Annotated in this window: 13 protein-coding genes; 9 read left to right on the plus strand and 4 right to left on the minus strand. The window is 57.5% G+C overall.

The window, feature by feature from the left end:
• The first annotated feature begins 112 nt into the window (after positions 1-112).
• The 4 genes from fkpB (at position 113) to HMPREF3142_RS08510 (ending at position 2,892) form a co-directional block, all read left to right on the plus strand.
• Entirely contained in the window at positions 113-562 is a 450-nt protein-coding gene (fkpB, locus tag HMPREF3142_RS08495) for an FKBP-type peptidyl-prolyl cis-trans isomerase (RefSeq protein WP_002887976.1), read from the plus strand.
• A gap of 1 nt (position 563) precedes the next feature.
• On the plus strand, positions 564-1,514 hold the full coding sequence (gene ispH, locus HMPREF3142_RS08500) for a 4-hydroxy-3-methylbut-2-enyl diphosphate reductase (RefSeq protein ID WP_002887979.1): 951 nt from the start codon (positions 564-566) through the stop codon (positions 1,512-1,514).
• 67 nt (positions 1,515-1,581) lie between these two features.
• Positions 1,582-2,496: a ribonucleoside hydrolase RihC gene (rihC, locus tag HMPREF3142_RS08505; protein ID WP_070611986.1), complete on the plus strand. Its 915-nt coding sequence runs from the start codon at positions 1,582-1,584 to the stop codon at positions 2,494-2,496.
• Between the two features lie 30 nt (positions 2,497-2,526).
• Positions 2,527-2,892, plus strand: coding sequence for a DUF805 domain-containing protein (locus HMPREF3142_RS08510; RefSeq protein WP_016160277.1), 366 nt, complete (start codon positions 2,527-2,529; stop codon positions 2,890-2,892).
• Here the strand turns inward: HMPREF3142_RS08510 and HMPREF3142_RS08515 are convergent.
• A complete protein-coding gene (locus HMPREF3142_RS08515; protein WP_070611989.1) occupies positions 2,840-3,769 on the minus strand; it encodes a LysR family transcriptional regulator in 930 nt (309 codons plus the stop codon). The two genes, HMPREF3142_RS08510 and HMPREF3142_RS08515, sit on opposite strands and share 53 nt — an antisense overlap.
• Positions 3,770-3,861: 92 nt before the next feature.
• On the opposite strand from HMPREF3142_RS08515, the gene HMPREF3142_RS08520 reads away from it, so the two are divergent.
• The 5 genes from HMPREF3142_RS08520 to HMPREF3142_RS08540 all read left to right on the plus strand — a co-directional run bounded on the left by HMPREF3142_RS08520 (position 3,862) and on the right by HMPREF3142_RS08540 (position 10,857).
• On the plus strand, positions 3,862-4,491 hold the full coding sequence (locus tag HMPREF3142_RS08520; protein WP_049011164.1) for an alanyl-tRNA editing protein: 630 nt from the start codon (positions 3,862-3,864) through the stop codon (positions 4,489-4,491).
• A gap of 294 nt (positions 4,492-4,785) precedes the next feature.
• Positions 4,786-5,607: a 4-hydroxy-tetrahydrodipicolinate reductase gene (gene dapB, locus HMPREF3142_RS08525; protein ID WP_008807487.1), complete on the plus strand. Its 822-nt coding sequence runs from the start codon at positions 4,786-4,788 to the stop codon at positions 5,605-5,607.
• 457 nt (positions 5,608-6,064) lie between these two features.
• Positions 6,065-7,213: a glutamine-hydrolyzing carbamoyl-phosphate synthase small subunit gene (carA, locus tag HMPREF3142_RS08530; RefSeq protein WP_012542883.1), complete on the plus strand. Its 1,149-nt coding sequence runs from the start codon at positions 6,065-6,067 to the stop codon at positions 7,211-7,213.
• A 17-nt stretch (positions 7,214-7,230) separates the two neighbouring features.
• Positions 7,231-10,455: a carbamoyl-phosphate synthase large subunit gene (gene carB / locus HMPREF3142_RS08535; protein ID WP_008807485.1), complete on the plus strand. Its 3,225-nt coding sequence runs from the start codon at positions 7,231-7,233 to the stop codon at positions 10,453-10,455.
• Positions 10,456-10,623: 168 nt separating this feature from the next.
• Positions 10,624-10,857 carry a YgdI/YgdR family lipoprotein gene (locus tag HMPREF3142_RS08540; protein ID WP_070611991.1) on the plus strand — a complete coding sequence of 78 codons (234 nt, stop codon included), beginning with the start codon at positions 10,624-10,626 and terminating at the stop codon, positions 10,855-10,857.
• Between the two features lie 47 nt (positions 10,858-10,904).
• Here the strand turns inward: HMPREF3142_RS08540 and HMPREF3142_RS08545 are convergent, their stop codons facing one another.
• The 3 genes from HMPREF3142_RS08545 to idnO are packed head-to-tail and all read right to left on the minus strand — an operon-like array spanning position 10,905 to position 12,679.
• Positions 10,905-11,372, minus strand: a complete 468-nt coding sequence (locus tag HMPREF3142_RS08545) for a NanQ anomerase/TabA/YiaL family protein (RefSeq protein ID WP_008807484.1) — start codon at positions 11,370-11,372, stop codon at positions 10,905-10,907.
• The gene (locus tag HMPREF3142_RS08550) at positions 11,369-11,899 is read right to left on the minus strand and encodes a gluconokinase (RefSeq protein WP_008807483.1); all 531 of its coding nucleotides are present in this window, start codon (positions 11,897-11,899) and stop codon (positions 11,369-11,371) included. Before HMPREF3142_RS08550 ends, HMPREF3142_RS08545 begins: the two co-directional genes overlap by 4 nt.
• A gap of 15 nt (positions 11,900-11,914) precedes the next feature.
• A complete protein-coding gene (gene idnO / locus HMPREF3142_RS08555; protein ID WP_008807482.1) occupies positions 11,915-12,679 on the minus strand; it encodes a gluconate 5-dehydrogenase in 765 nt (254 codons plus the stop codon).
• Positions 12,680-12,912: the final 233 nt, after the last annotated feature.

Raw genomic sequence — 12,912 nt, forward strand, 5'->3', positions numbered from 1 at the left:
AATGCCGGGTGGCGCTACGCTTACCCGGCCTACAGAATTTGTGGCCGCCCGTCGGTCCGGTTAGCATAGCGCCACCGGGCAACCGGTGACCTAAAACAAGCGAGCAATTTGCATGTCTAAATCCGTACAGAGCAACAGCGCGGTACTGGTGCACTTCACACTGAAACTGGACGACGGCTCCACCGCCGAGTCCACCCGCAGCAACGGCAAACCGGCGCTGTTTCGCCTCGGCGACACCTCTCTGTCTGAAGGGCTGGAGCAACAGCTTCTCGGTTTGAAAGAGGGGGAGAAAAAGGCCTTTTCGCTGGAGCCTGACGCCGCCTTTGGCGTACCCAGCCCGGACCTGATTCAGTATTTCTCTCGCCGTGAGTTTATCGACGCTGGCGAACCGGAAATCGGCGCGATTATGCTCTTTACCGCAATGGATGGCAGCGAAATGCCTGGCGTGATCCGCGAAGTGAACGGCGATTCCATCACCGTCGACTTCAACCATCCGCTGGCCGGGCGCACCGTTCATTTTGATATTGAAGTGCTGGAGATCGATCCGGCGCTGGAGGAGTAACATGCAGATCCTGTTGGCTAACCCGCGCGGTTTTTGCGCTGGCGTTGACCGCGCTATCAGCATTGTAGAAAACGCGCTGACGCTGTATGGCGCACCGATCTATGTTCGCCATGAAGTGGTGCACAACCGCTATGTGGTGGATAGCCTGCGCAAGCGCGGCGCCATTTTTATCGAACAGATCAGCGAAGTGCCGGACGGCGCGATCCTGATTTTCTCCGCCCACGGTGTTTCGCAGGCGGTACGCAACGAAGCGAAGAGCCGCGACCTGACGGTGTTCGATGCCACCTGTCCGCTGGTGACCAAAGTCCATATGGAAGTCGCCCGCGCCAGCCGCCGCGGCGAAGAGTCGATTCTGATTGGCCATGCCGGCCACCCGGAAGTCGAAGGTACCATGGGACAGTACAACAACCCGCAAGGGGGCATGTACCTGGTCGAGTCGCCGGAAGACGTTCTCAAGCTGGAAGTCAAAAACGACGCCCGGCTGTCGTTTATGACCCAGACCACGCTCTCCGTCGACGATACGTCTGACGTTATTGACGCCCTGCGCGCGCGTTTCCCGAAAATCGTCGGCCCGCGCAAAGACGACATTTGCTATGCCACCACTAACCGTCAGGAAGCCGTGCGCGCGCTGGCGGAGCAGGCTGACGTGGTGCTGGTGGTCGGGTCGAAAAACTCCTCCAACTCTAACCGCCTCGCCGAGCTGGCGCAGCGAATGGGCAAAGCGGCTTACCTGATTGACGACGCCTCCGATATCCAGGAAGCCTGGGTCAAGGATGCGGCCTGTGTCGGCGTGACGGCGGGCGCATCGGCGCCGGATATTCTGGTGCAGAACGTCATTACCCGCCTGCAGGAGCTGGGCGGCGGCGAAGCCGTGCCACTGGAAGGCCGGGAAGAGAATATCGTCTTTGAAGTGCCGAAAGAGCTGCGTGTGGATGTCCGTGAAGTAGAGTAAGTTCTTTCCTCCAGCAGTATGAGAAGATGCCAGACTTAACGTCTGGCATTTTTTTTAGGGAGAAACCATGCGCTTACCGATCATTCTTGATACTGACCCGGGCATCGACGATGCTGCCGCCATTGCCGCGGCGCTGTTCGCGCCCGAGCTGGATCTGCAACTGATGACCACCGTGGCGGGCAACGTTTCGGTGGAGAAGACGACCCGTAACGCGCTGCAGCTGCTGCACTTCTGGAATGCCGATGTGCCGCTGGCGCAGGGGGCGTCGATGCCGCTGGTGCGTCCGTTGCGCGACGCCGCCTCGGTGCATGGCGAATCCGGCATGGAGGGGTATGACTTTGTTGAGCATCAACGTCAGCCGCTGGCGAAGCCGGCCTTCCAGGCGATCCGCGATGCATTGATGCACGCTGCCGAGCCGATTACTCTGGTGGCGATTGGCCCGCTGACCAATATAGCGCTGCTGCTGACCCAGTACCCGGAATGCGTGTTCAACATTCGCCGGCTGGTGATCATGGGCGGCTCGGCGGGCCGCGGCAACTTCACGCCGAATGCGGAATTCAATATTGCTATCGACCCGGAAGCCGCCGCGAAAGTCTTCCACAGCGGGCTGGAGATTGTGATGTGCGGGCTGGACGTCACCAACCGGGCGCTGCTGGCGGCAGATTACCTGGCGACCCTACCGACGCTGAACCAGACCGGTAAAATGCTTCATGCTCTGTTTAGCCACTATCGCAGCGGCAGCATGAGCAGTGGTTTGCGAATGCACGATCTCTGCGCTATTGCGTGGCTGGCGCGCCCGGAACTGTTCACTCTCCAGCCGTGTTTTGTGGCGGTGGAGACGCAGGGGACCTGGACCGCCGGCACCACGGTGGTGGATATCGAAGGACGACTGGGTCAGCCGGCGAACGCCCTGGTGGCGCTCGATATCGACGTGGAAGGGTTTCAGCGCTGGGCAGCGGAGGTGATTGCCCTGGCGCCGTGATAAATCACTCGATTTTCAAGGAAAGAAGCAATGACCTATGGACAGGCGTATTTGAGCGGCTGGAAAGAGACCTTTAATTTTAGTGGCCGCGCCAGCCGGCAGCAGTTCTGGACGTTTTTTCTCATCAATGTATTGATCGCCACCATGCCGCTGGCGGCCTGGTGTCTGGCAACCAGCGTTAACCCTCAATACGGTATCCTCAGTTTTGTTGTCATTCCCTTTGCCGCGCTCTGGCTGCTGCTGATGGCGCTCCCCTTGCTGGCTGTTGGCTGCCGGCGAATGCATGATATCGGCCGCTCCGGGATCTGGTTTGTGTTGGGGGTTATCATTCCGTGGTTTGCAATTATTTCGCTGGCTCTGTGCTGCCTGCGTTCAACGCCGGCACCGTCTCGCTGAGATAATCAATCATCACCCGCATCCTGGCGGGCATATGCTTATCTCCCGCCCACAGTAGCCACAGGTCGCCGGAGTAGCTGCTGATGAATTCCCACTCGGGCAGCACCTGCACGATATCGCCCTTCGCCAGCGCCTCGCGAGCGGTAAACAGCGGCAGGCTGCCAATGCCCAGATGCTGCTTAACCGCGTCGAGGCGGACGGCGGTATGGTTGGCGGCGTACCGCCCGTAGGTTTGCACTGTTTCGCTTTTCCCTTCCCGGCGGAACTTCCAGCGCGCGTCGGCGGGCGTTTCGCCAAGACTAATGCAGCAATGCGCGCGCAGATCCTGCGGGGTGTACGGCGTACCGTGCTGCTGTAAATAGGCCTCAGTGGTGCAGATAACGTGCCTGATTGGCATCAGCGGTTTGCCATGCAGGCCGGGGGAGGGGGTATCGGTGATGCGTAGCGCCAGATCAATACCGTCATCGATAAAATCGAGAGGGCGATCTTCCAGCCGCAGGCAGACGTCCACCTGCGGGTAGCGGTGGAAAAACGCCATCATCAGCGGGTGGATCACAAAGCGGCCGACGGCTTTCGGGACGCTGAGCGTCAGCTTTCCCTGGGCGACCGTTTGGCGACTGCCTGCGGAATCCATTGCCTGTCGCGCCGCTTCCAGCATCTGCTGGGCATGCTGATATATCGTTTCCCCGGCATCGCTAAGACGCAGCTTGCGGGTGGTACGCTGCAGCAGTTTGCAGCCCATCTCTCGCTCCAGCCGTGACACGCTGCGGCTAACGGCTGAAGGGGTAATGCCGTTCTGGCGGGCGACGGCGGAGAAGCTGCCCTGGTCGACTATCTGAACGAAAAGAGCGAGGTCGGGCAGGAGGTTCAGATTCATTTGTGCTCCCGGGGCAAAAGTGCATTGGCGGGTGGTGGGATTATCGCTGTCGATATTATCAATATACTGGTCGGACAGAGAGGAGAATCACCATGACTGAACGAGTTTATTACACCAGCGATGCTACCGACGGGCGCGCCCAGATCATCGCCTGCACCGCAGAAGCGGATGGCCGTTACGCCATCGAACTGGATCGGACGTTGTTTCACCCGCAAGGAGGCGGTCAACCGGCAGACCGCGGCTGGATAGCCGGGCAGGTGGTTGAGACGGTTATTGTGCGCGGCGACAGCGTGCTGCATATCCTGTCGCAACCGCTTCCCCTCGGTGACGTGGAGATGAAAATTGATGCCTCCGCGAGACAGCTGCATGCCCGTCTGCATTCTGCCGGCCACCTGCTTGGCCTGGCGGGCGAACAGCTTGGCTGGCAACCGGTGAAAGCGCACCACTGGCCCGGCGAAGGGCGGATAACCTTTACCAGCAGGAACAATGCCGCGCTGCCGGACGCCAGTGCGCTACTGGCGCCGGTGAAGGCCTGGCAGGCGCAGGACTTACCGCGTCAGGTGACGTTCGCTGATGGCTTGCGCCAGGTGGGCTTCGGCGAACTGCCCGCTTATCCCTGCGGTGGCACCCACGTCGCCCGTCTGGCGGAGCTGGGCGACATTGTTATCAGTCAGATAAAGATGAAGAAGGGGCAGCTGGTGGTCAGCTATATCCTGGCATAAGGCTTTCTGCTCTACCGAAAGTATAATGTTTCCACAGCATTTCAATGCTGGTCGGTCGAGTTTGCCAGATTTAGTGCATCTTATTTCTTGAAACCGACAGATGACGAAAACGTCGATTATTGTCTCCGAGAGAGCACCCGCAAAGCACGCATTTCAGCACAATCGTATAGTTTTTACTGATATCGTCCGCCGTTTGTCATAAATTTCTAATTATCGGCGTTTTTGAGTAGCGGCCCGCTGACGGGCTGGTTACTCTGAAAACAATTTACGTAATGTTAACAAAAGAGAATAGCTATGCATGATGCACAAATCCGCGTGGCCATCGCCGGCGCGGGCGGCCGGATGGGACGCCAGTTAATTCAGGCTGCATTGCAGATGGAAGGCGTGGCGCTGGGCGCGGCGCTGGAGCGCGAAGGGTCAAGCCTGGTGGGCAGCGACGCCGGGGAGCTGGCGGGCGCCGGCAAAGCGGGCGTCGCGGTGCAGAGCAGCCTGACGGCGGTAAAAGATGATTTCGACGTGTTGATCGATTTTACCCGCCCGGAAGGCACGCTGAATCATCTGGCGTTTTGCCGCGAGCACGGCAAAGGGATGGTCATCGGCACCACCGGTTTTGACGACGCTGGCAAGCAGGCGATTCGCGACGCCGCGCAGGAGATTGCCATTGTCTTCGCCGCTAACTTTAGCGTCGGCGTCAACGTCCTGTTAAAGCTGCTGGAGAAGGCGGCAAAGGTGATGGGCGACTACACCGACATCGAAATTATCGAAGCGCACCACCGGCATAAAGTGGATGCGCCGTCAGGCACCGCGCTGGCGATGGGCGAAGCGATCGCCGGAGCATTGAACAAAGATCTGAAGGAATGCGCCGTCTACAGTCGTGAAGGTCATACCGGCGAACGCGTTCCGGGCACCATTGGCTTCGCCACCGTCCGTGCGGGCGATATCGTCGGCGAACATACGGCGATGTTTGCTGATATCGGTGAGCGTATTGAAATCACCCATAAAGCCTCCAGCCGGATGACCTTTGCTAATGGCGCGGTTCGCTCTGCATTATGGCTGAAAGACAAGAAAAATGGTCTGTTTGACATGCGTGATGTGCTGGATTTGAACAGTTTATAACGATTATTACCCATCGTGATGTGGTTATTGCAATCAATAAGTTATTGATGCAAGGGGCAATATATTGTTGCCCTTTTTTATTTTTATGGGTTTGGTGTGTGTTTTACGTTGTGATAGATATAAATAATAATATTAATGATGTTTTTGGTGAATGAAATGTAAATTTTGACCATTTGGTCCACTTTTTAGCGCTTCGTCGCCAGGTTTTACACTCTTTCCCGTCCGCAAGCGTTTTCTCAGCCAGGTTTGTTGATCTTTTTGGCGTAAAAATCACATGTTATGCGCCAGTGGCGTAAAATGACATTAAAAATCTCCGCTTTAAGTTGACTTTTATCCGACATCTCTCCAGAATGCCGCCGTTTGCCAAAAATCTGCGGGCAACAGATTTGCATTGATTCAGATCGTGTTTATGAATTAATATGCAAATAAAGTGAGTGGATATTCTCTGGAGGGTGTTTTGATTAAGTCAGCGCTATTGGTTCTGGAAGACGGAACCCAGTTTCACGGTCGGGCCATCGGGGCAACCGGCACGGCGGTTGGGGAAGTCGTTTTCAATACTTCAATGACCGGTTATCAAGAAATCCTCACTGATCCTTCCTATTCCCGCCAAATCGTCACTCTTACTTATCCTCATATTGGTAATGTCGGCACCAACGCCGCCGATGAAGAATCTTCTCAGGTACACGCGCAGGGTCTGGTGATCCGCGATCTGCCGCTGATTGCCAGCAACTTCCGCAATACTGAAGATCTTTCTTCTTATCTGAAGCGCCATAACATCGTGGCGATTGCCGATATCGATACCCGCAAGCTGACGCGTCTGCTGCGTGAGAAAGGGGCGCAGAACGGCTGCATCATCGCGGGCGACAGCCCGGATGCTCAGCTGGCGCTGGAGAAAGCGAAAGCGTTCCCGGGTCTGAACGGCATGGATCTGGCGAAGGAAGTGACCACCGCAGAAACCTACAGCTGGACGCAGGGCAGCTGGACTCTGGCGGGCGACCTGCCGGAAGCGAAAGCGGAAAGCGAGCTGCCGTTCCACGTTGTGGCGTATGACTTCGGCGCGAAACGCAACATCCTGCGCATGCTGGTGGACCGCGGCTGCCGCCTGACGGTGGTGCCGGCGCAGACCTCTGCCGAAGACGTGCTGAAAATGAATCCGGACGGTATTTTCCTCTCTAACGGCCCAGGCGACCCGGCGCCGTGCGATTACGCTATCGACGCGATTGAAAAATTCCTTGAGACCGATATTCCGGTATTCGGTATCTGCCTTGGCCATCAGCTGCTGGCGCTGGCGAGTGGTGCGAAGACCATTAAGATGAAGTTCGGCCACCACGGCGGCAACCATCCGGTGAAAGATATTGATAACAATGTGGTGATGATCACCGCGCAGAACCACGGTTTTGCGGTTGACGAAGCCACCTTGCCGGCCAACCTGCGCGTGACCCACAAGTCGCTGTTCGACGGCACCCTGCAGGGCATTCATCGTACCGACAAACCGGCGTTTAGCTTCCAGGGGCACCCTGAAGCGAGCCCGGGGCCGCACGATGCCGCGCCGCTGTTCGACCACTTTATCGAGTTAATTGAGCTCTACCGTCAGTCCGCGAAATAATCAGGAGTAAAAGAGCAATGCCAAAACGTACAGACATAAAAAGTATCCTGATTCTGGGCGCGGGCCCGATTGTTATCGGTCAGGCGTGTGAGTTTGACTACTCCGGCGCGCAGGCCTGTAAAGCCCTGCGTGAAGAGGGCTACCGCGTTATTCTGGTGAACTCCAACCCGGCGACCATCATGACCGACCCGGAAATGGCTGATGCGACCTACATCGAGCCGATTCACTGGGAAGTGGTACGTAAAATTATCGAAAAAGAGCGCCCGGATGCCGTGCTGCCGACCATGGGCGGCCAGACCGCGCTGAACTGTGCGCTGGAGCTGGAACGTCAGGGCGTGCTGGCAGAGTTCGGCGTGACCATGATCGGCGCCACTGCGGACGCGATTGATAAAGCGGAAGACCGTCGTCGCTTCGACGTGGCGATGAAGAAAATCGGCCTCGACACCGCGCGCTCCGGCATCGCCCACACCATGGAAGAAGCGCTGGCGGTTGCCGCCGACGTTGGCTTCCCGTGCATTATCCGTCCGTCCTTTACGATGGGCGGCACCGGCGGCGGTATCGCCTATAACCGCGAAGAGTTCGAAGAAATCTGCGAACGCGGCCTGGATCTCTCTCCGACCAACGAACTGCTGATCGATGAATCGCTGATCGGCTGGAAAGAGTACGAGATGGAAGTGGTGCGCGATAAGAACGACAACTGCATCATCGTCTGCTCGATTGAAAACTTCGATGCCATGGGGATCCATACCGGCGACTCCATCACCGTTGCCCCGGCGCAGACCCTGACCGACAAAGAATACCAAATCATGCGTAACGCCTCGATGGCGGTCCTGCGTGAAATCGGTGTGGAAACCGGCGGCTCTAACGTGCAGTTCTCGGTGAACCCGAAAGACGGTCGCCTGATCGTTATCGAAATGAACCCGCGCGTTTCCCGCTCTTCGGCGCTGGCCTCGAAAGCCACCGGCTTCCCGATTGCTAAAGTGGCGGCCAAGCTGGCAGTGGGCTACACCCTTGACGAGCTGATGAACGACATCACCGGCGGCCGCACTCCGGCTTCCTTCGAGCCGTCCATCGACTACGTGGTCACCAAAATTCCACGCTTCAACTTCGAAAAATTCGCTGGCGCGAACGACCGTCTGACCACCCAGATGAAATCCGTCGGCGAAGTGATGGCCATTGGCCGCACCCAGCAGGAATCGCTGCAGAAAGCGCTGCGCGGCCTGGAAGTGGGCGCCACCGGCTTCGACCCGAAAGTGAGCCTCGACGACCCGGAAGCGCTGACTAAAATTCGCCGCGAGCTGAAAGACGCTGGCGCCGAGCGTATCTGGTACATCGCGGATGCCTTCCGCGCCGGCCTCTCGGTAGACGGCGTCTTCAACCTGACCAATATCGACCGCTGGTTCCTGGTGCAGATTGAAGAGCTGGTGCGTCTGGAAGAGAAAGTGGTGGAAGTGGGCATCAACGGCCTCGACGCCGACTTCCTGCGTACCCTGAAGCGTAAAGGCTTTGCCGATGCGCGTCTGGCGAAACTGGCGGGCGTGCGGGAAGCGGAAATTCGCAAGCTGCGCGACCAGTATGACCTGCATCCGGTCTACAAGCGCGTGGACACCTGCGCCGCCGAATTCGCCACCGATACCGCCTACATGTACTCCACTTATGAAGAAGAGTGTGAGTCCAACCCGTCCGTTGACCGCGATAAAATCATGGTCCTCGGCGGCGGCCCGAACCGTATCGGCCAGGGTATCGAATTTGACTACTGCTGCGTACACGCCTCTCTGGCGCTGCGCGAAGACGGTTACGAGACCATCATGGTCAACTGTAACCCGGAAACCGTGTCTACCGACTATGACACCTCCGACCGTCTGTACTTCGAGCCGGTGACCCTGGAAGACGTGCTGGAAATCGTGCGCATCGAGAAGCCGAAGGGCGTTATCGTGCAGTACGGCGGCCAGACGCCGCTGAAGCTGGCGCGCGCCCTGGAAGCCGCAGGCGTACCGGTTATCGGCACCAGCCCGGACGCTATCGACCGCGCGGAAGACCGTGAGCGCTTCCAGCATGCGGTTGACCGTCTGAAGCTGAAGCAGCCGGCGAACGCCACCGTCACTGCCATTGAGCAGGCGGTAGAGAGAGCGAAAGAGATTGGCTACCCGCTGGTGGTTCGTCCATCTTACGTGCTTGGCGGCCGGGCGATGGAAATTGTTTACGACGAGCAGGATCTGCGCCGCTACTTCCAGACCGCGGTTAGCGTCTCCAACGATGCACCGGTACTGCTGGATCGCTTCCTCGACGACGCGATTGAAGTGGATGTCGATGCCATCTGCGACGGCGAAATGGTGCTGATTGGCGGCATCATGGAGCATATCGAGCAGGCGGGCGTACACTCCGGCGACTCAGCCTGTTCCCTGCCAGCGTATACGCTGAGCCAGGAAATTCAGGATGTGATGCGCGAGCAGGTGCAGAAGCTGGCTTTCGAGCTGCAGGTTCGTGGTCTGATGAACGTCCAGTTCGCGGTGAAAGATAACGAAGTTTATCTGATTGAAGTGAACCCGCGTGCGGCGCGTACCGTGCCGTTCGTCTCCAAAGCCACCGGCGTTCCGCTGGCGAAAGTCGCGGCGCGCGTAATGGCCGGTAAGACGCTGGCGCAGCAGGGCGTGACCAAAGAGATCATCCCGCCGTACTACTCGGTGAAAGAGGTGGTTCTGCCGTTCAACAAATTCCCGGGCGTTGACCCGCTGTTAGGGCCAGAAATGCGCTCTACCGGGGAAGTGATGGGCGTGGGCCGTACCTTCGCGGAAGCATTCGCCAAAGCGCAGCTGGGCAGCAACTCGACCATGAAGAAACAGGGCCGCGCGCTGCTCTCCGTTCGCGAAGGCGACAAAGAGCGCGTGGTCGACCTGGCGGCGAAGCTGCTGAAGTTTGGCTTTGAGCTGGATGCGACCCACGGTACGGCGATTGTGCTGGGCGAAGCCGGTATCAACCCGCGTCTGGTGAACAAGGTGCATGAAGGTCGTCCGCACATTCAGGACCGTATCAAGAATGGCGAATACACCTACATCATCAACACCACCGCAGGTCGCCAGGCGATTGAAGACTCCAAGCTGATTCGCCGCAGCGCGCTGCAGTACAAGGTGCATTACGACACCACCCTGAACGGCGGCTTTGCCACCGCGATGGCGCTGAACGCTGACGCCACCGAGAAGGTGATTTCGGTTCAGGAAATGCACGCGCAAATCACCAAATAAGCGCGCCGGCCTGGCCGGAGAGCAACAAACCAGGGCTGACGACATCGTCAGCCCTTTTTTTGGGCTGCAGTCATCTTCGGAGAGTTCTGCTTTTAACCACCTGTCGGGTCAGGCTAACTATAGTGAGCACCATAACGATACCTATTGATGAAAAGACAGGAGGATACAATGCGGAACAATATTCTGGTGGCATCCGCACTGGCAGCGACGGCAATCATGTTCGTGGCCGGCTGCTCATCGAATCAGTCGATCAAAACCACCGATGGCAAGACCATTGTCACCAGCGGCAAACCGCAGGTGGATGATCACACCGGCCTCGTCTCATACAAAAATGCCGAAACCGGCCGCGTGGAGCAGATTAACCGCGACCAGGTGAAGTCCATGGATGAGCTGGATAACTAATGGTTATCCCAGGCCCCGCGGGGAGTGTGCGGGGCCGAACGAGCGCGTTACAGTAGCGCGCGATCGATTTTAACCACGATTTTACGCAACGCTGCGCCTTGTTCGAGGCAGGCCATCGGGCGGTGTAATTCGCCAGGGAAGAGGATCGCCAGCTCTTCCGGGTAGAGATGAATCAGCGTTTCGCTGTCGATAGCCTGACAGAAACCGATATCCTGCGTCGTGTTGAAGTGACCATCTTCAACGACCGGCAGCCCTTTATTCCCGGCACCGATGATCTCTTCACCTTTCAGCACAATGTGAATGTCGAGATATTGACGATGATATTCCGGGCGTTGCTCGCTCAGCGGCCGGGTATGGCCTTCGACGACGGTAAAAAACACATTATCACTCTCGACGGTATATTTCCCCGGCGGCAGCGCGTGCGGTTGTTGCTGTAACACGGCCTGCAGCGCCTGGCGGATCACCGGCGGATAGAGCTCATTTTCGGCGGCGGCGGTTAAGGTATCGATAATCATGCCGGGATCCTCTGCGGTTGTTGCGAATGAAGTAACGTTAATGAGTGAGCGACAATACTGGCGACGTCGGGGGTAATATCGACGGCCAGAACATCGCTTTCACTGGCGTCTGGCGTCTCCAGGGCGGCAAACTGGCTACGCAGTAACGCTTCTGGCATAAAGTGGCCTTTACGCTGGCGCATTCGCTGCAAAATGCAGTCATAATCCCCGGTCAACCACAGGAAGCGTAGCTTCGCGTTCCCCTCACGCAGGCGGTCGCGATAGCGCTTTTTTAATGCGGAACAGACCAATACACCTGACTCGTTTTTCTGCTCAAGACTGAAAATGACGTCGGCGATACGCGTCAGCCACGGCTGACGATCCTCATCATTCAGCGGCTGGCTGGTGGCCATTTTGACGATATTGTTGCGTGGATGAAGGTCGTCGCCGTCGATAAATTTCGCTCCCAGCGCGTGGGCCAATGCCTGACCGACGGTGGATTTGCCGGTTCCGGAGACGCCCATCAAAATAATGCATTGTCCTGCCATCATGCGCTCCTTCTCTCAGACCGCGACCAGCATGCCGCCGTCAACGAACAGCAGATGGCCGTTGACGAAATTCGACGCGTTTGACGATAAAAAGACGGCAGCGCCGACCAGCTCCTGCGGATCGCCCCAGCGGGCGGCAGGGGTGCGTTTGCATAACCAGTCGGTAAACGCCTTATCCTCAACCAGCGTCCGGGTCATCGCCGTATTAAAGTAGCCCGGGGCAATGCCGTTGACCTGAATGTTGTGCCGCGCCAGCTCAACGCACATTCCGCGGGTTAGCATCTTCACCGCGCCTTTGGCGGCGGCGTAGGGGGTGATGGTGTCGCGCCCCAGCTCGCTCTGCATGGAGCAGATATTGATGATTTTTCCCTGCTGGCGGTCAACCATGCGCTTCGCGACGGCCTGAGAGACGAGAAATACCGCCGTCTGGTTAACTGAAATCACGTCATTCCATTCCTGCACCGGGAATTCGGTAAACGGGTGGCGGCGCTGGATCCCGGCGTTATTGAATAACACGTCAATCGGGCCAAGATGCGCTTCGATATTGGCAATGGCTTCTTCAACGGCCTCGGCATCGGTCACGTTAAATACCGCAGCATGGGCGGTGGCGCCTTCGTCGCGGAGCTTCATCACCGCATCGTCCGCTCGCGGGGCAGAAAGGTCATTAATAATGATTTCTGCGCCATATTGCGCCAGACCCTGAGCCATGACAAAACCGATCCCCTGTCCTGCGCCCGTAATTAAAATGCGTTTACCTTGTAAGCTGAAAAGATCGTTCATCTCGATATCCTGATTAGCGGCTGAAGAAAACCTGTGCCCTATCTCACGGATTTTTACCGGGGGAAACTGTGATGAAGATCACTCGGAACCGTGTTACAAAAAGGGGTTACTTTAAACGTGACGCTGCCGGTAAATCTCGCTGACTCAACAGGTTAACGGCTACGGACTGGCATTCTCTTTTGCCCCCCCGACAGGCATAATGGCCTGAAGCAGTCAGGTATTTGGCGGACACA

It is taken from the genome of Klebsiella sp. HMSC16C06, from assembly GCF_001808325.1.
GTDB lineage: Bacteria > Pseudomonadota > Gammaproteobacteria > Enterobacterales > Enterobacteriaceae > Klebsiella > Klebsiella variicola.

What these genes read in the sequence shown, in the direction of transcription:
- fkpB (WP_002887976.1), top strand. Translation starts at nt 113, where the DNA reads ATGTCTAAATCCGTACAGAGCAACAGCGCGGTACTGGTGCACTTCACA.
- ispH (WP_002887979.1), top strand. Translation starts at nt 564, where the DNA reads ATGCAGATCCTGTTGGCTAACCCGCGCGGTTTTTGCGCTGGCGTTGAC.
- rihC (WP_070611986.1), top strand. Translation starts at nt 1,582, where the DNA reads ATGCGCTTACCGATCATTCTTGATACTGACCCGGGCATCGACGATGCT.
- HMPREF3142_RS08510 (WP_016160277.1), top strand. Translation starts at nt 2,527, where the DNA reads ATGACCTATGGACAGGCGTATTTGAGCGGCTGGAAAGAGACCTTTAAT.
- HMPREF3142_RS08515 (WP_070611989.1), bottom strand. Translation starts at nt 3,769, where the DNA reads ATGAATCTGAACCTCCTGCCCGACCTCGCTCTTTTCGTTCAGATAGTC.
- HMPREF3142_RS08520 (WP_049011164.1), top strand. Translation starts at nt 3,862, where the DNA reads ATGACTGAACGAGTTTATTACACCAGCGATGCTACCGACGGGCGCGCC.
- dapB (WP_008807487.1), top strand. Translation starts at nt 4,786, where the DNA reads ATGCATGATGCACAAATCCGCGTGGCCATCGCCGGCGCGGGCGGCCGG.
- carB (WP_008807485.1), top strand. Translation starts at nt 7,231, where the DNA reads ATGCCAAAACGTACAGACATAAAAAGTATCCTGATTCTGGGCGCGGGC.
- HMPREF3142_RS08540 (WP_070611991.1), top strand. Translation starts at nt 10,624, where the DNA reads ATGCGGAACAATATTCTGGTGGCATCCGCACTGGCAGCGACGGCAATC.
- HMPREF3142_RS08545 (WP_008807484.1), bottom strand. Translation starts at nt 11,372, where the DNA reads ATGATTATCGATACCTTAACCGCCGCCGCCGAAAATGAGCTCTATCCG.
- HMPREF3142_RS08550 (WP_008807483.1), bottom strand. Translation starts at nt 11,899, where the DNA reads ATGGCAGGACAATGCATTATTTTGATGGGCGTCTCCGGAACCGGCAAA.
- idnO (WP_008807482.1), bottom strand. Translation starts at nt 12,679, where the DNA reads ATGAACGATCTTTTCAGCTTACAAGGTAAACGCATTTTAATTACGGGC.